General features: G+C 43.3%; 20 protein-coding genes. 13 read left to right on the forward strand and 7 right to left on the reverse strand.

The window, feature by feature from the left end; translation table 11 throughout:
* Positions 1-24: 24 nt before the first annotated feature.
* The 3 genes from BCU94_RS01445 to BCU94_RS01455 all read left to right on the forward strand — a co-directional run bounded on the left by BCU94_RS01445 (position 25) and on the right by BCU94_RS01455 (position 2,955).
* Positions 25-1,587, forward strand: a complete 1,563-nt coding sequence (locus tag BCU94_RS01445; protein WP_102475417.1) for a PAS domain-containing methyl-accepting chemotaxis protein — start codon at positions 25-27, stop codon at positions 1,585-1,587.
* Between the two features lie 266 nt (positions 1,588-1,853).
* Positions 1,854-2,333 carry a DUF2947 domain-containing protein gene (locus tag BCU94_RS01450; RefSeq protein WP_102475418.1) on the forward strand — a complete coding sequence of 160 codons (480 nt, stop codon included), beginning with the start codon at positions 1,854-1,856 and terminating at the stop codon, positions 2,331-2,333.
* Positions 2,334-2,394: 61 nt separating this feature from the next.
* The gene (locus BCU94_RS01455; protein ID WP_102438720.1) at positions 2,395-2,955 is read left to right on the forward strand and encodes a chalcone isomerase family protein; all 561 of its coding nucleotides are present in this window, start codon (positions 2,395-2,397) and stop codon (positions 2,953-2,955) included.
* Positions 2,956-3,060: 105 nt separating this feature from the next.
* On the opposite strand, the gene BCU94_RS01460 is transcribed toward BCU94_RS01455, so the two are convergent.
* Positions 3,061-4,020 (reverse strand): DUF6268 family outer membrane beta-barrel protein, encoded by a 960-nt coding sequence (locus tag BCU94_RS01460; protein WP_133149774.1) that lies wholly within the window; start codon positions 4,018-4,020, stop codon positions 3,061-3,063.
* Positions 4,021-4,189: 169 nt separating this feature from the next.
* On the reverse strand, positions 4,190-4,831 hold the full coding sequence (locus BCU94_RS01465) for a TetR/AcrR family transcriptional regulator (protein ID WP_102475419.1): 642 nt from the start codon (positions 4,829-4,831) through the stop codon (positions 4,190-4,192).
* Positions 4,832-5,078: 247 nt separating this feature from the next.
* On the opposite strand from BCU94_RS01465, the gene BCU94_RS01470 reads away from it, so the two are divergent.
* The 3 genes from BCU94_RS01470 (at position 5,079) to BCU94_RS01480 (ending at position 9,753) form a co-directional block, all read left to right on the forward strand.
* Entirely contained in the window at positions 5,079-6,197 is a 1,119-nt protein-coding gene (locus tag BCU94_RS01470) for an efflux RND transporter periplasmic adaptor subunit (RefSeq protein ID WP_102475420.1), read from the forward strand.
* Positions 6,194-9,268, forward strand: a complete 3,075-nt coding sequence (locus tag BCU94_RS01475) for an efflux RND transporter permease subunit (RefSeq protein ID WP_102475421.1) — start codon at positions 6,194-6,196, stop codon at positions 9,266-9,268. Before BCU94_RS01470 ends, BCU94_RS01475 begins: the two co-directional genes overlap by 4 nt.
* Before the next feature lie 203 nt (positions 9,269-9,471).
* Positions 9,472-9,753 (forward strand): hypothetical protein, encoded by a 282-nt coding sequence (locus BCU94_RS01480; RefSeq protein ID WP_102475422.1) that lies wholly within the window; start codon positions 9,472-9,474, stop codon positions 9,751-9,753.
* 34 nt (positions 9,754-9,787) lie between these two features.
* Here the strand turns inward: BCU94_RS01480 and BCU94_RS01485 are convergent, their stop codons facing one another.
* Positions 9,788-10,708 carry a LysR family transcriptional regulator gene (locus tag BCU94_RS01485; protein WP_102475423.1) on the reverse strand — a complete coding sequence of 307 codons (921 nt, stop codon included), beginning with the start codon at positions 10,706-10,708 and terminating at the stop codon, positions 9,788-9,790.
* A gap of 375 nt (positions 10,709-11,083) precedes the next feature.
* On the opposite strand from BCU94_RS01485, the gene BCU94_RS01490 reads away from it, so the two are divergent.
* Genes BCU94_RS01490 through BCU94_RS01500 form a run of 3 tightly spaced genes read left to right on the forward strand, consistent with a single transcriptional unit; the run spans position 11,084 to position 13,789 of the window.
* Complete coding sequence (locus BCU94_RS01490; protein WP_076540150.1) at positions 11,084-11,827, forward strand: (Fe-S)-binding protein; 744 nt, start codon at positions 11,084-11,086, stop codon at positions 11,825-11,827.
* Positions 11,828-11,838: 11 nt separating this feature from the next.
* Positions 11,839-13,221, forward strand: coding sequence for a lactate utilization protein B (locus BCU94_RS01495; RefSeq protein WP_102438728.1), 1,383 nt, complete (start codon positions 11,839-11,841; stop codon positions 13,219-13,221).
* A 1-nt stretch (position 13,222) separates the two neighbouring features.
* Positions 13,223-13,789, forward strand: a complete 567-nt coding sequence (locus BCU94_RS01500; RefSeq protein WP_102475424.1) for an LUD domain-containing protein — start codon at positions 13,223-13,225, stop codon at positions 13,787-13,789.
* Between the two features lie 50 nt (positions 13,790-13,839).
* On the opposite strand, the gene BCU94_RS01505 is transcribed toward BCU94_RS01500, so the two are convergent.
* The gene (locus BCU94_RS01505) at positions 13,840-14,733 is read right to left on the reverse strand and encodes a LysR family transcriptional regulator (protein WP_102475425.1); all 894 of its coding nucleotides are present in this window, start codon (positions 14,731-14,733) and stop codon (positions 13,840-13,842) included.
* 141 nt (positions 14,734-14,874) lie between these two features.
* Here BCU94_RS01505 and BCU94_RS01510 point away from each other — a divergent pair, with 141 nt between their 5' ends.
* The 3 genes from BCU94_RS01510 (at position 14,875) to BCU94_RS01520 (ending at position 15,922) form a co-directional block, all read left to right on the forward strand.
* Positions 14,875-15,084, forward strand: a complete 210-nt coding sequence (locus tag BCU94_RS01510; protein WP_241903527.1) for an ATP-binding protein — start codon at positions 14,875-14,877, stop codon at positions 15,082-15,084.
* Positions 15,063-15,311 (forward strand): hypothetical protein, encoded by a 249-nt coding sequence (locus tag BCU94_RS01515; protein ID WP_198590838.1) that lies wholly within the window; start codon positions 15,063-15,065, stop codon positions 15,309-15,311. The genes BCU94_RS01510 and BCU94_RS01515 overlap by 22 nt, the downstream gene beginning before the upstream one ends.
* 128 nt (positions 15,312-15,439) lie before the next feature.
* Positions 15,440-15,922, forward strand: coding sequence for a DM13 domain-containing protein (locus BCU94_RS01520; RefSeq protein WP_102438736.1), 483 nt, complete (start codon positions 15,440-15,442; stop codon positions 15,920-15,922).
* A gap of 126 nt (positions 15,923-16,048) precedes the next feature.
* Here the strand turns inward: BCU94_RS01520 and cydX are convergent, their stop codons facing one another.
* The 3 genes from cydX to BCU94_RS01535 are packed head-to-tail and all read right to left on the reverse strand — an operon-like array spanning position 16,049 to position 18,899.
* The gene (gene cydX, locus BCU94_RS01525) at positions 16,049-16,174 is read right to left on the reverse strand and encodes a cytochrome bd-I oxidase subunit CydX (RefSeq protein WP_102438737.1); all 126 of its coding nucleotides are present in this window, start codon (positions 16,172-16,174) and stop codon (positions 16,049-16,051) included.
* Positions 16,175-16,187: 13 nt separating this feature from the next.
* On the reverse strand, positions 16,188-17,327 hold the full coding sequence (gene cydB, locus BCU94_RS01530; protein ID WP_102438739.1) for a cytochrome d ubiquinol oxidase subunit II: 1,140 nt from the start codon (positions 17,325-17,327) through the stop codon (positions 16,188-16,190).
* A gap of 15 nt (positions 17,328-17,342) precedes the next feature.
* Positions 17,343-18,899: a cytochrome ubiquinol oxidase subunit I gene (locus tag BCU94_RS01535; RefSeq protein WP_102438741.1), complete on the reverse strand. Its 1,557-nt coding sequence runs from the start codon at positions 18,897-18,899 to the stop codon at positions 17,343-17,345.
* Between the two features lie 1,282 nt (positions 18,900-20,181).
* Here BCU94_RS01535 and BCU94_RS01540 point away from each other — a divergent pair.
* Positions 20,182-20,739, forward strand: coding sequence for a hypothetical protein (locus tag BCU94_RS01540; RefSeq protein ID WP_102475426.1), 558 nt, complete (start codon positions 20,182-20,184; stop codon positions 20,737-20,739).
* Positions 20,740-20,952 lie beyond the last annotated feature (213 nt).

A 20,952-nucleotide genomic window follows, 5' to 3' on the forward strand; every position in this document is an offset into this window, starting at 1 on the left:
AGTCACAAAATAATAAGAAAAAATATGACAGCACGTATAACAAGTAATAAAGAATATCTGTTCTCACCTGATAAACCATTAATTTCCAGCACTGATCCTCAAGGGGTTATTACCCACTGTAACCAAGCATTCATCGACACCAGTGGCTATAGCCGAGAAGAGCTAATTGGTCAGCCGCATAACCTTGTTCGCCACCCAGATATGCCCAAAGCGGTATTTGAAACTATGTGGCAGACATTAAAGTCTGGCAAGGTATGGATGGGGCTGGTAAAAAATCGCCGCAAAAATGGAGACTATTACTGGGTGAGTGCTTTTGTCACTCCAGTTTATGATGGTAATAAACTGGTGGGCTATGAGTCGGTACGTGTGCAAGCTGAACCCGATGAAAAACTACGTGCGAGCAGTGCTTATGCGCGCATCAATGCTGGCAAGTCAGCATCATCGCTGGGCAGTCGCCTAAAATTGGGCTTCACTAAAGCATTACCAATTATTCTGCCCTCACTAATACTCACCTTAATGCTTGCTTGGCAAGGTAACAGCGTCGCGGCTACAGCCAGCTTAATCGCTGGACTAGTAAGCCTTGGCTGGAGTTTGCAGCAACAAGCTAGTCAGTGGAATAAACTACTATTAATTAGCCCTAAATCATTTGCCAATGAAACTGTTGCCCAAACCTACTTTGATGATACTGGCACCAGCGCCCAAGCTAAAATGGCTTTCATTAGTGAAATAGCCCGCTGCCGCACAGCATTAACTCGTATCGATGAGTCAGTTAGTGGCTTAGACAAAATTTCCAATATCAGTAAAACTCAAGTGTCAGTGACTCAAGCAGCGGTAGAGCATCAAGGCTTAGCGACTCAACAAATTGCCTCAGCGATCACCCAGATGTCCCAAGCTATTCAAGAAGTCGCCCAAAAAATTGAAGAAAACTCTCACAGTGCAGAAAATGCCATTAGCTTTGTTGATTCTGGCGCAGCGCTGGCCGATGAGTCCCTAAGCTCAATCCACCAGCTAAGTCATGCGGTTGACAGCATTGCTATTACGATTAAAGAGTTAGCCACCTCAACTGAAGAAATCGGTCAAGCGGCCAATTTAATTTCCTCCATTGCTGAACAAACCAACTTACTGGCTCTCAATGCTGCCATTGAAGCGGCTCGGGCTGGAGAGCAAGGCCGTGGCTTCAGTGTTGTCGCCGATGAAGTGCGCGCCCTTGCCTTAAAAACCCGTGAATCAACCGACCAAATCCACAGTGTCATTAAGCAGTTGTCGGCTCGTACTAATGCCGCTGTTGATATGTCACACCAAGGTGAAATTGCCACTAAAAATGGCCTTGAAGTAGTTGAGAAAACTCGCTCATCACTGGAAAAAATAAAAGGTGCGGTGACGAATATTACCGATATGACCTTTCAAATGTCCTCAGCAGTTGAAGAGCAAAGCGCTGTTGCAGAGCACATTAACCAGCAAATTATTGAAATTGCTGATGGTGCAACAGATACGGGCTCTGCGGCCAATAAGTCACTCAATGCCAGTGAAGAGTTAGAAAAAACCATCAAGGTATTTCACTCTCTTATTCGCCGTTTTAAATTATAAGCCGCTATAGGGAAAACTGATCTCAGTGCGCTGTATTGGGCGCACTGAAGTCATGATACCCCTCTTGGCAAGCTTGTGTAATGAGCCTGCTTCAATCTGCCTGTTTCAATATCAAGCGATGCAATACAGGCTGTTCCCAAAACAAGCCAGCCTCAATAAAGCCCTTCTCTGTGTTCTTATCCCAAAGCTAGGCAATAGCTAGCACTATTTATAGCGAAAAGTTATAATTGGCCACTTAATTACCCTTTAAACCCTAGGAGCTATTTTTGGCACACACTTACATCCCGCTAGATGTGTATAAGCGCAAGTGGATTTTTAACCATAAAGATTTGCCTGTTGCTGATGAAGACAAAGCATTAATCAAACCGTTAACGGACAAAAGTGCCATGATGGTTTGGAATCAATGGATAAGTAATAAGTGTAATCGTGCTGAATTATTTTCTAAGGGTGACTGGGCCGCTAAGCAAGATGCTTGGAAGCAAACCGAGCACTGGCAAGCGGCATGGGACTCTGAAGATAATACCCTGCCAGAACCGATTGCTGAGTTTATTGACTGGAGTGACGATACCCAAGTATTTTTCTGTTATGAAAAATACCAAATCATCGAAACCACCTGGGCAGTGTTTGCTCAAAACTGGAAAGCCTTTTTGTTTTTCGATGATGGTCCAATTTTGATCGCCCCGAAAAAGAAACAAGCCATTATGTTCGAGCAAAATGGCCAATATAAGCTAGGAACGCGTTCGTAGTCTTGTTGTGCAAAATCAGCATACAGCCCGTAGAAATCACACTTTATAAAATGAGTTGCCCATGAAACGACTTTCAATAATTGCCCTCACCGCTGCGTTAGTGTTACCACAAATGGCTGAAGCTAAAACCGTTTCAGGTGTTGAGCTGGCGGATAATATGACGATTGCAGAGCAACAGCTTGCCCTTAATGGCGCAGGGGTGCGCAGCAAGTTCTTTATGGACTTATATGTTGGCAGCTTGTACTTAGCAACACCTGCAACCAATGTAGATGCGGTTATCGCCCAGCCGATATCAGTGATTAGGCTCAATATCACTTCTGGAATGATCACCGCAGATAAAATGACTGATGCCATTGTCGAAGGTTTTGATGCAGCCACCAATGGCGATAGCGCATCCATTCAAAGCAGTATTGATGCGTTTATGGGACTATTTAACGAAGAAGTCAGCAAAGGCGATCAATTTACCTTTGTCACCCATAAAGACGCTGGGGTAACCAGCTTTAAAAATGGTCAAGAACAAGCCACAATTGCCAATGAAGCGTTTAGACAAGCGTTAATCAAGATTTGGCTAGGCGATGAGCCTGCTCAAAAAAGCTTACGCAAAAACATGTTGGCAAAATAAACGCTGTTAATAGCGCTTAACCCACAGCCACAAAAAAGCGACCTGATGGTCGCTTTTATAGCTAGTTTTATGTAACACCTTTGCTAAAAGGCTAGTTAATAAAGCTTAAAACTTAATATCAATGGCTAAACCTGCTGCCGCTTGATTTTCAATATCATCAGACACCTTAGGTTGACTTAGCTCCATTTCACCAGCAAAGAAGTAACCACCATAGGCATTAATCGATACTTTCTTGCTGATATTCCAGCCCGCACGAATAAAACTAACCCACTCTTCTACTTCAATAGTTTGCTCAGCATCAGTCACTAGAAAGCGCTCGGTACGTCTTGAAGCCCCTAAACCAAAATTCCATTTGTCATCAAGTTTATAAGATAGCTCCAAACCTGCTGGGCCACTAAAGCCTGCTTGGAATGGATTACTTAACGACAGTTTGTCGGTTATGTTCCATTTTACCGCTAGGTAAGGAATGGTTTTTACTTCAGAGATATCATTTAAGTACGCCACCCCAACCCCAAGCATGTTACCTGACTTAAAGCGGTACATACCTGAAGCCACAACCCCATAACTTTGCGCATCTGAAGACGATGCCGTATTAGCATAGGAATATTGTAATTTCGGTGCGAATAAAAACATCCACTGGGCATTAGGGCGATAACTTAAAGATAAACCGGCACTGTATTTATTGATGGAACTCCAAGGGGTAACGTTACCTTGCAGTAGGCCTGCGCCAACATTTTTAAAACCATAATCGAGGTTGTCATAACCTACATTGGCGCCGATAGACCACTCTTTGCCAATAGGCATCGATGCCGACAGCTTCAAGCGCCATACATCACGTTGCAGTTCGGTATCTGAGCTGCCGACTTGAGCCGCTTCAGTTGAAGTGCGCGATACATGAAACTTAAACGGTGAGTAATCGTAGGCAGAAGCGGTTGCGCTAAACGCTAAGCTAGACACTGCTGCTAGCTTGGCAACATAGGGAATAGAAAGCCTTTTTGAATAACGCTTTTTAACTTCAAAGGCAGTTTGCTCTGGCACGAGGGACAAACTTGAAATCGTTTTCATTAATCGCTTCCTTTCTCATTATTATATCGATCGAAATTATCAGGTATAAATCATAACGTCTATACTGGAACGCTTTTAAATTGGATCACTATTTCAATATTTTATGACACTTTTCAGCGCTGAAAACCATGTTATCTAAGCCAGTTTGCGATAACCCAGCTTACCGCTGCTACACTCGATGGGCTTTTAAAAACATCTGCGTGGTATCTTCAATATATTGCGCCCGTTTAGGCATTAAGTCTGTGGCATCTAGGCGCAGCTCTAAACGCAGCTTCAGCTCACCAAAAAGCATTAAACTTAAGCGAACGGCGCAGTCATGGGGCTGGGGGAAATAATACTCACCGTGCTGATTCACCGCGGTAAAGTAATCCGCCAGCAAGGCTAAAATATGCTTAGGGCCGGCATCAAAATACAGCTTTGATAGCTCTGGATGGGTATCAGCATGAGCAAGACAAGTTTTGAAAACTGCTAATACTTCTTCACTCACAACCAAATCACTAAACTGTTTCGCAAAGGTAACTATTGTTTGCTCAGCATTGAGTGAGTCATTTAATAAGTTGCCGGTCAGTTGATGCACCACACACTTAGATTCTATCGCCGCGACAAATAACTCATCTTTAGAACCAAAGTGTGAATACACCGTTTGCTTAGAGACTTCAGCTTTTTTCGCGACCAAATCCATGCTGGTATGAGGAAAACCTTGCACGCAAAAAAGCTCAATGGCTGCATCTAAAATCCGCATTCGTTTTTGTTCGCTACGAGTTTTCACCGCACCATGATTGCACGGTGCTGAGTTTGCCTCATTTATCATAATCACATCTTCTTGTATTTATGTTTGTTTTCGCTACAAGCGCAACCACGCCTTAACAATAAATAACATTTAATCACAAATTAGACTGGACAGTCTAGTTTTATAGAAATAAACTAAAACCCAAATAGACTAGACAGTCTAGTTCTTTATTAGCCCAGCATCACATGATGTATTCAATTGGTCAATGCTATTAAGCCTTGGTTTAATTGAAATTAAGGAAGTTGCAGTAGCAATAGGAATGTTCACCATGAATAAAGTCACCGTACAGCGTCGCGTCAATAAGCTTGGCATTATCATCAGTTTGATTTTGTTAACGGCCTGTAATGAGGCCGCAATATCCAATACGGCAACAGTGACTATTCCTAATGTGATGACCCAGCCACTTAATGCCAGTAGCAGTTACCTTCAGCAGCAGCGATACACGGGTATTGTGCGCTCAAGCGATACCACCGCCATAGGCTTTGAACTGGCGGGCAAATTAAGCGACATTGTTGTTGATAGTGGCGATAGCGTCATTAAAGGGCAACAACTGGCCAAGCTTAATACCCAATTACTTCAGGCTGAGCAGCAACAATTAGCGGCGTCACTACTGCAAACCCAAGCCGATTTAGATTTAGCGCAAAGTAATTTTAATCGCTCCGTTAAGCTGAAGAAAAAGCAGTATGTATCCCAGCAGCAGTTTGATGAAAGCCAGCAGCAAGTCGCCAGCCTGCAAGCCAATCAAAAACGCCTACAAGCCTCGCTTCATGCCACCGAATTAAAGCTAGCAAAATCCACATTAGTGGCGCCTTTTGATGGCAACATCAGTAAGCGTCACCATAATATCGGCGAAGTTATCGCCTTGGGTAGTCCGGTGTTTACCTTAATTGGTAACAACCAGCAGCAGGCTTATATTGGGGTGCCAAACACGGTCGCGATGACCATGCAAACCAATCAAAGCGTCAACATCACTGTTGGCAATCAAACCTACACTGGCACCATTGCCGGGATCAGCGCAGAAATCGATGCGGTCACTCGCACTGTGCAGCTGCGGGTAGACTTACCCAATAACAGCCGCATGATCAATGGTGAAATCGCTTATCTTGAATACCAACAACAGGTCAATAGCGCCGGTTACTGGGTGCCCATTTCCGCACTCACTGATGGTATGCGAGGCTTATGGAATGTGTTTGTGGTCACCAAAAATGCTGACGGACAAGCCCAACTAGAGCGCCGCGACGTTGATATTATTTACACCAACCAGCAACAAGCCTTTATTAATGGCGCGATTGATAAAAATGATGTCATAGTCACTCAGGGCTTACATAAATTGGTGGTTGGCCAAATTGTTAGCCCAAGCTCACAAGCTGTTGCGAGGTCATTATGATTAAGGCCTTTGTTGAAAATGGCAGGCTAGCAAGTTTAATGATTGCCCTGCTATTGGTGGCGGGGTTAGGCGCCATTAGCAGTTTACCCCGCACTGAAGACCCTAACATTACCAACCGCTTTGCTTCGGTGGTGACTCATTACCCTGGCGCATCGGCTGAGCGAGTGGAAGCTTTGGTCACTGAAGTGTTAGAAAATCAACTGCGCCGCTTAGAAGAATTAAAGCTAGTGCAATCTACCTCGCGCCCGGGCATTTCCGTTATCCAGTTAGAGCTTAAAGACACGGTAACTGACACAGCTCCGGTTTGGTCTCGAGCCCGTGATTTAGTCGCCGACAGTAAATCTACACTGCCGCTACCGGCGCAAAACAGCATTTTGGATGACCAAACAGGTTACGCCAACACCGCGATTTTAGGCTTAGTGTGGCAAAACGACAGCCCAATTCGAACTGACGTACTCAAGCGTTATGCTAAAGAGCTGCAAAGCAAGTTACGGGTACTTAATGGCACTGACTTCGTCAACTTGTCTGGCACCCCAGATGAAGAAATTCTGGTTGAGCTTGATGGCAATAAAATCAGTCAACTTAAATTAACTCCCGCTGCTATTGCCGCTATTTTGTCTAATGCTGACAGTAAAATATCAGCTGGTGAAATCCATAACGCTACCTTTAAAGCGCTGATAGAAGTATCAGGCGAGCTTGATTCAATCACTCGCGTGGGCCAAGTGCCGTTAAAAATTGATACTAATGGTCAGATCATTCGCCTAGGTGATGTCGCCAATATTAGCCGTCAACCTAAAACACCTGCCACCAGCATTGCGCTGATTAATGGCGCTGAAGGGGTATTGGTGTCGGCCCGAATGCTTGACGATAACCGAGTTGATCAATGGCAAGCGCAAGTAAGCCAAGTGGTCGATGACTTTAGCGCTAACTTACCGGCTAACATTCAAGTGCAATGGCTGTTTGATCAACAAGGCTATACCAGTGTGCGCCTAGGGGATTTAGTCATTAATTTAATCCAAGGCTTTGTGATTATTTTACTGGTACTGATGCTCACCCTTGGGCTAAGAAATGCGCTGATTGTGGCATTATCACTGCCGCTAACGGCCTTGTTTACCCTCGCCTGTATGAAGTACACCGGACTGCCCATCCACCAAATGTCAGTCACAGGTTTAGTGGTGGCACTGGGGATTATGGTGGATAACGCCATTGTAATTGTTGATGCTATTGCCCAGCGCCGCAAACAAGGCTTAAGTAAACTTGAAGCCGTGAGTAAAACCTTGCACCACTTATGGCTGCCGCTTGCGGGCTCAACCATTACCACCATGTTGGCCTTTGCTCCGATAGTTTTAATGCCCGGCGCAGCAGGTGAGTTTGTTGGTGGTATCGCCATTTCAGTGATGTTTGCTCTACTGGGCTCATACTTAATTTCACACACCATCATTGCTGGTTTGGCGGGGCGTTTTAGCCAAGATAATGCGTCTATGGCGTGGTATCAAAAAGGCATGGCCTTCCCGCGTCTTAGTCATGCTTTTCAAACCAGTTTACGCATTGGCTTAAAAAGACCGGTGATCACCGCTGTGCTGATTGGTATTTTGCCGGTTGTCGGTTTTGTTGCTTCAACTAAAATGACCGAGCAGTTTTTCCCGCCATCGGATCGGGATATGTTTCAAATTGAAGTGTATTTAGCGCCATATGTGAGCTTAGCCAATACCCGTCAGCAAGTTGAACAAATTGATCAGCGTTTACGGGCGCTTGAAGATGTTGAAATGAGCACTTGGGTCATTGGCGGCAATACGCCATCGTTTTATTACAACCTGACCCAGCGCCAACAAGGGGCGGCTAACTACGCCCAAGCCATGGTCAAAGTGACCGACTTTGATGCGGCGAATCGACTGATTTTATCGCTACAAGCTGAGTTTGATGATGCTTTTCCCCAAGCGCAAATTTTAGTGAGAAAACTAGAACAGGGCCCACCATTTAACGCCCCTGTTGAATTACGCATTTACGGGCCATCATTAGATGTATTAACTCAGCTAGGAGAACAGGCCCGCGGCTTGTTTATGCAAACCAAAGATGTGATCCATACCCGCGCCACCTTAAGTGCAGGCTCACCAAAGGTGTGGATGCAAATCAATGAAGATGCCAGCTTAATGAGCGGCTTAAGCTTAACTGATATCGCCAAACAAATTGAAATGTCTACCACAGGTATCATAGGCGGCAGTATTTTAGAGCAAACTGAATCGCTACCAGTAAGAGTAAGGTTAGCAGATAGCTCAAGAGAGCAAGCCACTCGTTTATCTGAGCTTAATTTACTGTCTAATAATGGCAATATTATTCCGCTGTCAGCCATTTCCCACAATGAAATCAATGTCAGTCGCGGCGGGATCCCAAGGCGCAATGGCGAGCGGGTTAACACCATTGAAACCTACATTGTCAGTGGCGTACTGCCCGGAAAAGTACTCAATGATGTTAAAGATAAACTCGCCCAAATTGAGTTGCCAGCGGGTTACCATATCGAGATCGGCGGTGAAAGCGCCAAACGCAATGAAGCGGTGGGCAATTTACTGTCAAACATCGTAGTGGTGGTGACCTTATTACTGGCAACAGTGGTGCTGTCTTTTAACTCATTTAGATTAACTGCGATTATCTTATTAAGCGCATTTCAATCAGCAGGACTTGGTCTGCTGGCAGTGTATGTGTTTGGGTTTCCGTTTGGCTTTACCGTGATTATCGGCTTATTAGGCCTAATGGGGCTGGCCATTAATGCCGCTATCGTTATTTTGGCAGAACTTGAAGACATGCCAGAGGCAAGACTTGGCAACCTTGAAACCATCATCAACATTGTTAGCGGCTGCGGCAGACATATTGGCTCAACCACCATCACCACCATTGGCGGCTTCTTGCCACTGATTATCGCAGGCGGCGGTTTCTGGCCTCCCTTTGCAATAGCGATTGCTGGCGGCACCTTACTCACCACCTTGTTATCGTTAATTTGGGTGCCAACTATGTACCTATTATTAATGAAGAAAAAAGCCTTGCAGCAACCAAGCCTTGAGCCAATAAGCGTCTAATATAAAGGCGGTAATAGCGTCTAGTATGAAGAAAGGCGGTTATACCTATAACAAAACGGCGCTATTAAGCGCCGTTTTCGTGTTTATAGCTTGGTAAATTAGCTCATCTGTGCAATTTCTGCATAACTGTAAGTAAGCTAGGTGGCTTAATCAGTAATAAGATTTTCGCTAAACTCCTGTCATCTATTTTAAGGAGTCCTGCAATGAACATTTTCACCAAACAAACTGTGAATCAATACCTTCACGTATTGGCCGTTATTTTTCCATTAACCTTGATTGTGCCGATGTTTATGCTGCCGTTATTACAGCTGATACAGATCCCCGCTAAAAGCCTTTTAGGGGTCTTTATGAGCGATATCATGGTGGTTGGTTTAGCGGTATTTATTTTTATTCCTTTACTAAAAAATATCACCAGCAAACTAATATCCCCCAGAAAAGTCATAACAAAGCTGAATAAACCGCGTCAAATGTTAGCTGAAGACTAGTCAGTCATTATTGTGCAAAAGCATTGATATGAAATCAGCGATCCCAGTAGCAAGGGCTGCCATATTTTTTAGCGAGAAAATCAATCACCACCCTCACCTTGGGGGCTAATTTGTCAGTATTAAGATATAAAGCACTTACGGTTTGCTGCTCAGCTGAAGTGGAGCCACGGTAATTTTTCATAATGGCGACCAATTTTCCGGCTTTTAACTCTTCATTGATAAGCCAAGATGGAAACAGCACAATCCCGCTACCACCCACTGCGCCCGACACTAAGGTATCGGCATTGTTACTGTAAAGTGAGCCACTGACATCAAATGCGTCAAGCTGCTCAATACCAATAAACCAGCGCTGTAAGCCCTTAGTGCCAATAAAAACCAGACAATTATGCCCGAGTAATTCTTCTGGGGTTTTAGGCTCACCATGTAATTTTAAATAACTTGGGCTTGCTGCCATGACATAGTTTTGGGTGGCAAATTGTTTCATCCGCATTGATGAGTTTTGCGGCACCCCAATGCGCACCAGTAAATCAATGGCCTCTTGGGCGGGGTCCATAAAACTGTCGGTTTGATGTATTTCCAGATTCAAGAGTGGATACAGCTCTAACAGCTCGGATAAAAAAGGAGAAATATGTAACCGAGCAAAAGCCACTGGCGCGCTAATTTTAACAGTGCCACGGGGGCTATCAGCTTTTTGCTCTATCCGCTGAGATACTAAATCATACTGACGGATAATCTCTGCACTGTGCTTAGCAAAAGCAATACCTTCTTCAGTTAATGAAATAGCGCGCGTATGACGGTGCAGTAACTTAGTACCGACCTTCTCTTCTAATTGATTCATTTTGCGTGACACTGAAGACGGCGTCATATCTAGCCTGCGAGCAACTTCAGAAAAATTGCCAAACTGGTGCGTCATTAAAAACAGTTTTATGTCGAGCAAAGAGACATCGTAGTTCATAGCAAGATCCCAAGTTGATACCTTAAGAGCATAAGCGATAAACACAAAATCGCACACATGAACCAAGGCAAGTGACTTTTGACACTTAAACAACAGTCATCTTGTTAAAACCAAACAGAAATGATCATAGAGTAAAATCATCAGGTATTTGGCAAAGCGACTATAAAACCAATTACTTAATTAGCAATGCCCTAACCCTCATCGATTACTTATTGCATTTATGAGAAAGTAACCCCGCACATTTGCTTTTTTACCTCTACTTTTTGCAAATTTAAAGCAGTACATTAATCCTCCTAAATGTCACAGCGCTATTTTTATGACCTTAATTAGCGCTGTGACCTATCAGTTACTCTTATTCTTAACAGAGAATATGCTATGAAAATTGCACTGTTTATACCTTGTCTCGTCAATCAAATGCTGCCAGAAGTCGCCGTTGCTACGCTTGAATTATTAGAAAAGCTTGGCCATGAAGTGATATTGCCTTCAGGTCAAACTTGCTGCGGCCAACCGATGACTAACTCAGGCTGCTTTAACGAAGCAAGAAACACCACCATGAAGCTACTTAACGCTTTTAAAAATGTTGAGTGTGATGCCATTGTTTGCCCTGCTGCATCTTGCTTAGTGGCTGCCAAAGAAAATTTCCATGAGTTTGACAATAGCCCAGAAGCCCAAAAGGTTATCAGCAAGCTGTATGAACTGACCGAATTTTTACATGACATTGCCCCAATTAAGCAATTTTCGAAACCTCTGAATACCAAGGTTAGCCTACAAATGAGCTGTCACGGGATCAGAATGCTGAGTCTTGCCACTCCAAGCGAAAGCATGGGCAGACAATTTAATAAAGTCGAAGCAGTGCTGCAAAATATTGACGGCTTAACCATTGTCTATCCCGATCGCCGTGATGAGTGCTGCGGCTTTGGCGGCACCTTTGCCGTAGACGAAGGCGCAGTATCGGCAAAAATGGGCAAAGATAAAGCCCAAGCCCACGCAGCCACCCAAGCTGAATTTGTTGTGGGGTTTGACCCATCATGTTTAATGCACCTTGATGGCATGATCCGCCGCCAACAATTACCGATCCAAACTCGCCATATCGCGCAAATCATTAACTCAGTTCTATAGGAGGCTTTGCTATGTCAAACAATCATTCATCTGAAGCGACTCACGCTAGAAAGGCCGACATTTTTTGCCGCGATGAGTCTCGCGTCGATTGGCATTCAAAAGCCTTATGGTTACTCAGAGAAAAGCGCGATCGCGCTGCAAAGCAAATTCCTGAGTGGGAAAAATTACGCCAATTAGGTTCTGAAATTAAACTGCATACCTTAAGTAACCTTGGCCAATATCTTGAGCAATTTGAAGCTAAATGCCTTGAAAATGGCGTGCAGGTTCATTGGGCTAAAGATGCCGCTGAGCATAATGAAATTGCCCATCGTATTTTGGCAAAGCACAATGTCAAAAAGCTGGTCAAATCAAAGTCAATGCTCACTGAAGAGTGTCATTTAAACCCGTACCTTGAAGAGCGCGGCATTGAAGTTATTGATACCGATTTAGGTGAGCGCATTATTCAGCTTGCCGGTATGCCGCCATCACATATTGTGGTGCCTGCTATTCACATGAAAAAAGAAGAAGTGGGTGAACTATTTCACCACAAGCTTGGCACCACTGCTGGTGAGTCTGATCCCACTTACCTGACCCGCGCAGCTCGCGCCCATTTAAGAGCGCAATTTTTATCTGCTGATGCGGCAATGACAGGGGTCAACATGGCCATTGCCGATCAAGGTGGCGTCATGGTGTGCACCAATGAAGGCAATGCTGATATGGGGGCAAACTTACCTGCGCTGCAATTGCATTCTATGGGCATTGATAAAGTCGTGCCCAATTTAGACAGTGCTGGGGTACTATTAAGAACCTTAGCTAGAAATGCCATTGGCCAACCTATTACCTCTTATTCGTCTTTCTACAACGCGCCAAAGCCAGATGGTGAGATGCACATTATTATTGTTGATAATGGCCGCAGCGCAATGATGCAAGACAGTATTTTAGCCGAGTCACTGAAGTGTATTCGTTGTGGTGGCTGTTTAAATACCTGCCCTGTGTATCGCCGCTCTGGTGGTTATAGCTATAACTACACCATCCCTGGCCCTATTGGGATTGCAGTAGGCGCGCAGCACGACAAAACGGACTCTATGCCTTGGGGATGTACTCTCTGTGGCAGTTGTAGCTTTGTCTGCCCAACACAAGTGCCGCTGGATAAAATTATTGCCCGCCACCGCCGCATTAAAGCCGAGCAAAACCGCTTACCTTATGGCAAAAAGCATTACATGCCATTAGTCGGTAAATTTATGAGTAGTACCACAGCGATGAACTGCTCAATGAGCGCGGCAAGAACATCATTACGTATTTTACCCCATAGCTTATTAAAGCCATTTTCTGGCGCTTGGGGTAAATACCGCGAATTACCACAGGCACCAAAGTCGAGCTTTGAAGCTTGGTTTAAACGTAATAGAGGCCAATAATATGTCCAGTAAAAATACCATTTTGGCAGCATTGCAAAAATCTGCCGTGGCAACAGCCACTATGCCAGTTATCGATATCCCATTACGAGATATGGACTTAGTCAGTGCATTTAACACTAACCTCAGCGCCGTTGCCGGTAAACTGATTCAACAAGGTGGTATTGCTGCCTTAAACAGCTATACCCATGAGCTGATCAGCCAAGGTAAACAAGTGTTATCAATGGTTGATGGCGTCAGCGGCAACCGTCAGCAGCCTGACACTGCCCATGCGATGCAAGACATTGACTTTACCGTACTGAAAGGCGAGATAGCAGTAGCTGAAAATGGCGCAATTTGGGTATCGTTACCCCAAAGCCATCGAGTGACGCCGTTTATCTGTGAAAACCTGATTATCACCATTGCTGCCGATGACATAGTACAAGACATGCATCAAGCGATGAAGTTAATTAATAGTGCTGTACCGTCATTTGGGGTGTTTATTGCAGGCCCTTCAAAGACAGCCGATATTGAGCAAGCCTTAGTCGTCGGTGCCCATGGGGCTTGTAGTTTAGATGTTTACTTAGTTTAAGTATCTATCGACAAACTACACCCTGTTTTTGGCTAGCAACAGTTCAGTTGCTAGCCAAATATAGAGGCTGACTTTGACAACATAAAATCTAAAAACAATTGTACTTTTAGTGGCTGATGACTGCGCTGATGGTATAACAGCGAAATACGCCGCGTCTCACCCTGCCACTGAGGTAGCACTGGCACTAACGCCCCAGATGCCACTTCTTGCTCAACAAACTTAGTGGGACCATACATGACCCCCGCTCCTGCTACAGTTGCTTTCACCGCGCCGTGAATATCCGATAAGGTCAGTTTTGCCGGGCCCTCATAGTAAAACTCCCCCAACTGTTTATGAATTAAAACCCAATTAAACAGCGGCCACATTTTTACTAAATTATGCTCAACTAGCTGCTTAGGATGGCTCACTGCTGCCGCTTTGTCTAAATAACTAGGCGCGGCAAACAAACCATAATGCAGCACCCCAAATAACTTAGACACCCAAGATGAATCTGGCTGCGCTCCGCCTACAATGGCGACATCAACACCTTCATCAATTAAATCAATGGTCTGGTTATTTTGGCTAATGTGCAATTGAATATCAGGATACGCGATAGAAAACTCGGTTATCGCTTCCATCAGCAACATCGAGGTAATAGAAATTGGCGTAGCTAAACGCAGGGTACCTTCGGGCTTCGCTTTCGATGGATGGTTTAGCACATCAAGTTGCGCTATCACCCCTTGATAGCGTTCAAACAATGCCCCGCCTTCTTCTGTTAAGCGAATTCGCCGAGTACTACGCATAATCAGCTGCGTATTAAGGTGGGCTTCAAGCTTCGAAATTTTGCGGCTTACGGTAGCCACAGGCATTTGCAGCTCTTTGGCCACTTGAGTAAAACTACCCGCATTGACTAAATGCACAAACAAATGGATTAGCGCAATCTCGGCACCGGCATTATTGGACATATCAACTCTCTGGTAGCGAAATAACTATTGTAATAAAAAGTCCCTCTGTCACCTAGTGGGTTATGGGCCTTATTGGGGAAATAATGAGAATCAGCAGCCTACTAATTTAGAACAAGGAAAAAACAATAAAAAAACCTGCGCTTGTCTATTCAAAGGGATGCCACACTGCTGTTTCGGGCCATATATAATCTATTAGAAAACGCCACTAAATACGCAGGCGTTAATGCCGCCATTAACGTTGAGCTAACCGCCAACGGTTTTATCATTAGTGATAACGGCCCAGGTATTTGTGATAGCGAGAAAGACAAGGTGTTTCAGCCAAACAGGGAATGCAAACCAGTGAGCAGTTAAGTCAAATCACAGCCAGTATTGGTGAACTTGCCACTTTCTCTAGCAGTATCGCTAGCGCCACAGAGCAGCAAAGCGCCGTTGCTGATGAAATCACCCGCAACTTGCATCAGATATCGTCCCTTGCCAATGAAGGGCAAGAGCGCGCCGGAGAAACCGTTGAAGTCGCTGACGGGCTAACAGCGCTAGCAGGAGAGCTAAAAACCAAGATTAACTTCTTTAAAATTTAATCATTTGTTTGTAATAAAAGATTGTTAACTCAGGTCGTTATATGGGGCATGAACGGTAAAGTTCATGCCCCTTTATTTGATAATGAGGTTACGATTAACTACCACTTTAATGACAGAACAGGTACAGAATGAAAAAACGCACCGTTATAGCACTGCTTTCAACCCATGCACTCGTACTCGCCATTGGCTTTGGCGCGGGCATTTATACCTTACCTATTCTTACTGCACCAGATGCACCAAGTCGCGAGCAAGTGCAGTCAATTGACTCAGTGCAACGCTTTACAGGTCAATTCAGCCGTAACCTCAAAGATAGCGACGCATTGCATTGGGGCGAAGGCAAAGTGACCCTAGGCGATGAATTTATTGCACTGAATGGCAAGCTGTCACCAGGTCCTGACTTTAAAGTGTATTTGGCCAAAGAGTTTGTAGAAACAGAAGCGGATTTTAACCGTTTAAAATCAACGATGGTGCAAGTGGCCGATATCAAAACCTTCAACAATTTCTTAGTGCCAATACCAAAAGAGGTGGATATCGCAACTTACAACACCATCATTATTTGGTGTGAAAGCTTTGGTCAGTTTATTACCGCAGCCCAGTACCAGTCTATTTAAGCGCTTTAAAAACGATAACTCAATCAACCTTTGTAAGCTTGCTTCCCTTATTTCACCCATCAGCTAATTTTAAACAATAAAAAACCCTGCACTAGGCAGGGTTTGATATTTTACAACTTAAAACACTTACTTATTTTTAGCTTCAGACTCGCTAATACGGTCTAAGTTTTCAGTGTTTTCAAGCCAAAGCGCATTAATGATGCCAAAAGCACAGGCCAGTAATACACCTAAAATCCAAGCGAAATACCACATAATGGCTCCTTAATTAATAAAGTGATGCTTTGTTCTTTTCAATGAAGTCGCGGTTTAAGCGACCAAACATCTTGTAGTAAGTCCAAATGGTGTAACTTAATACTGTCGGTACGAAAATAATCGCCGCCCAAGTCATCACATTAAGGGTCATTTCACTTGCGGTTGCATCCCACATCGTTAAGCTCACATTTGGATCAAGCGATGAAGGCATGACGAATGGGAACATTGATGCGCCACATGTCACGATAATGCCTGCAATAGCTAGTGAGCTAAATAAGAATGCAAAACCACTTCGGTTAAAGCGACTTGCTAGAATCACCAAGATTGGCATCAACAAACCTAATGCTGGGAACAGCATAGTCAGAGGATACTTGTCATAGTTAACTAACCATGCGCCTGCTTCTATAGCAACAGTTTTAGCCGTTGGATTAGAAGGACCAGCAGTATCGATTACTGAAGTAACCACATAACCGTCAATACCATTTACTAACCAAACACCCGCAGCAGCAAACAACACTGTCACTAACAAACCACACACTTGTGATGCTTTAGCAGCGCGAACACGTAGCTCACCTTCGGTTTTCATTTGTAACCATGAAGCACCTTGCATCATCATCATAAGTGCACTGATTAAGCCAGCTAATAAACCAAATGGGTTTAGTAGGCCTAGTAAGCCACCTTGATAAGTTGCACGTAGGTATTCATCGAACTCAAACGGTACACCTTGTAATAAGTTACCAAAAGCAACACCGATAACTAATGGAGGTACAAAACCACCGACAAACAAGGCCCAATCCCACGACTTACGCCATTTTGGATCTTCAATTTTTGAGCGGTAATCAAAACCAACAGGGCGCAGGAATAAGGCGAATAACACCAACATCATTGCCACATAAAAACCCGAGAACGACACGGCATATACTGTTGGCCAAGCAGCAAATAACGCACCACCTGCAGTAATTAACCAAACTTGGTTACCATCCCAATGAGGGGCAATCGAGTTAATCATGATACGGCGCTCAGTGTCGTCTTTACCAATAATTGGTAATAACGCACCCACACCCATATCAAAACCATCTGTCACAGCAAACCCAACTAGCAATACGCCAACCAGAGCCCACCAGATAAATCTTAGCATTTCATAATCAAACATAATCAGGTCCTCAGATTAAGCATCTTGGTTTTCAAAATGATATCTACCTGTCTTAAGGCATGATGGGCCAAGACGAGCAAACTTAAACATTAAGAACATTTCGATCACTAATAGTATTGAGTAGAACACAGTGATTGAAATGATACTGAACCATATATCACCTGGCGTTAGCGTTGATGCTGACATAAAGGTCGGTAAGACTTCTGAAATGGTCCAAGGTTGACGACCATACTCTGCCACAAACCAACCACATTCAATTGCAATCCAAGGTAGTGGCAAGCTGTATAGCGCTGCACGTAATACCCATGGTTTTTCTTCAATTTTATGACGGGTGCTTTGCCAGAATGCCGCAGCAAATACCAATAGCATAATCACGCCACACGCAACCATGATACGGAATGACCAGAACATAGGGGCAACGTTAGGAATAGAGTCTTTAGCGGCAGCTTTAATTTGCTCTTCTGTCGCATCGACTACATTTTCTGTGTAACGTTTTAGCAGTAGACCATAGCCTAAATCGCCTTTGGTCATTTCAAAATCAGCACGAATTTGCTCTGTTTCATTACCTGCGCGAAGTTGTTCTAGTAAAGAGTAAGCAATCATACCGTTACGGATACGAATTTCATGCTCGTCGATTAAGTCGATAATACCAGTCACTTGCTCATCTAAAGAACGCGTTGCAATGATCCCCATTACGTATGGGATCTTAATCGCGTAGTCAGTGTGCATGGTTTCTTGATTTGGGAAACCCACTGCAGTAAAGGCCGCTGGTGCTGGCTCAGTGTGCCATTCCGCTTCAATTGCCGCTAATTTAACGCGCTGTACTTCACCTACTTCATAGCCAGACTCATCGCCTAGTACCATTACCGATAGGATTGACGCCATACCAAAACTTGCAGCAATCGCAAACGAGCGACGGGCAAACGGTAAATCACGACCTTTAAGGATAAAGTAAGAACTAATTGCCAAGACGAACATCGCGCCGGCAACATAACCTGATGCGACTGTATGAACAAACTTAACTTGCGCAACAGGGTTGAACAGTACTTCAGCGAAGCTGGTCATTTCCATACGCATTGTTTCATAGTTAAACACTGACCCTACTGGGTTTTGCATCCAACCATTAGCAATCAGGATCCATAAAGCTGACATGTTAGAGCCGATAGCAACTAACCAAGTAACCGCTAAATGTTGACGCTTACTAAAGCGATCCCAACCGAAGAAGAACATACCCACTAAGGTAGATTCTAAGAAGAAAGCCATTAAGCCTTCAATCGCCAGTGGAGCACCAAAAATATCACCCACATAATGTGAGAAATACGCCCAGTTAGTACCGAACTGGAATTCCATTGCTAAACCGGTGGTAACACCTAAAGCAAAGTTAATTCCGAATAACTTACCCCAAAACTTAGTCATGTCTTTGTAGATTTGGTTATTAGTCATCACGTAAACGGATTCCATAATAGCCAAAATAAACGCTAGACCTAAGGTTAAAGGTACAAATATAAAGTGGTACATGGCTGTTAGCGCGAACTGTAACCGTGACAGTTCAACAACCTCTTCAATAATCATTGGCGACTCCTTACCCAGTACATCCAAATGTCATGTCGACTTCCTCAAAAACAAAAGTGTTATTGCAGGAAATAAATTTATTAATCTAAAGCAGCACCCAAAAAAACAGGTTAATGAATTGTTATTTTAAGACTACCGTAACTCAATTTCGTTTTTAGTTTATTTCGCCTTAGCACCACAATAGTGAGACGTTTGTCACACCAAGGTAGCAAAGGGTGACACAGCGCAAATAAACCAAGCCCACCAAAATCATAAAATCAGCAAAAACAGTTACTTATAAAAATAATTAATGGTGCACACCTCTATTTTATATCATCTAAATTTGATTCAAATCAATCAAACTTGCCACCCTTAATGGGTTTTCTGTGGGTTTTGGGCAATAGCGCAAACTACCAACTTTTATGTATTGACCAATACCCCAAATATTGCTAGGGATTTTTTTACATTTTTTTAAAATAGTATTCCCTAATCCATGTTTTGCTAATGAATTTAGCCTAAGTAACAAAATTAGATCAAAACAAAACCATGGGATACATATTTTAACCCTTACGGCTTCAATTTAAATAATTAAACAATTGAATACAAACAACAAATAAAAATAATAGTTCAAAAACAAAGCAGGCAGCCACATCTCACTCATTAGTTTTGCTAATGCGTGAGATTAATTTAACTCGTTTGAGAAAAACATCGGCAGGCTTTAATATTCGCCCCGTGTTGAGAGAAGGTCGATTGGACTTGAACAGAATGGATTTCAAGTTACATCCCCAACTCTACTAATTTGAAATTATTACTGAGTGGAGATTTAAAAGATGACTAAATTATTTGATCGCGTAATCAACAGCTACAAACGTATCTTTGTTGAAATGCACAAATCGTACTAAACGCTATTATGTTGTTGCTAGCATCAATACCTACAATTTAGGTGAGTGTTAGCAGCAATAAAACTAAAGACGCATTAAGTATGCAATTGCTTGCTAAATCCGTTGGACGTTTACCCTTGATGTTTTGTTAGCGCAAAACAGCTCTTGCAACATAGAGCAATAATCGGCCCTTTAGGATTAATATTCTAAGGGGCTTTTTATTGTCTAATTTAAAGTTTGCTTATCATTGGCGCTTGCAACAGAGTAATCAATGCATAGCCATAACCTCTAAGTTAGTACACATAAGTTAGGACACATAAGTTAGGACACTACTGCTTATATAATCATATAATAATCTATATATTGCCCATTAGTTGCCCCCGCCCAATACTCGTTGGCGATGAATCCTAAAGAGATGACATATGCATGAACAAAAGCTAAGCCTTGTTATTGAAAGCGGCCACCCTGCCTATGAATGGGCAAAAAAGCAGTCTGACGCCGTCGGCGCTTTTGGTCACATAGGTACTCATATTGATTGTTACGATTCAGAGCCATTAGAAGCACAGTATGAAGTCGATGTCGTTGTTATAAATTGTACTCACGAAATGCCGTCAGTGGATGATTTAGAGCCTTTAGCGTTAGCAGACAAAGCATTGGTACTTTTTACCGCAAACATTGAGCAAAATGGTTACGGCACGCCAAACTATGGCGTTATGAATACTGCGCTAACCAGTGATGCTATTGAGCAAATTCTACTTAACGCGCCCGCCTTTATCGTTATTGACAGCTACGGAATAGGATCCCATGGTGATGAACACATAGGTTTTGATAAAAGATGCGAGTCGAAAGGCTGTTTCGTGATTGAAAATGTGAACTTATCTGCAGCAGTAACACACTCAATGGTAAAACTTAAAATAGCCTTTGATAAGGACTCTAAATCGACAGGAAAAAGGTGCGATATTAGCGCAATTTGCCGCTAACTATTTATAGTTTAATAATGCTATCTAACTAATTGTCTCGAATTAATTTCACCTAACAAATCGCATCTAACTATATGTCCCAAATTAATCCCACCTAATAAATTGCACCTAACTATTTGTCTCTAATTAATTCCACCTAACAGATTGCGCCTAAACTACTGTATTTAAATGTTTTTATTTAACATTCTGCATCTAACTATTTGTATTTAACTA

This window comes from Shewanella sp. 10N.286.52.C2 (assembly GCF_002874545.1).
Taxonomy (GTDB): Bacteria; Pseudomonadota; Gammaproteobacteria; order Enterobacterales; family Shewanellaceae; genus Shewanella.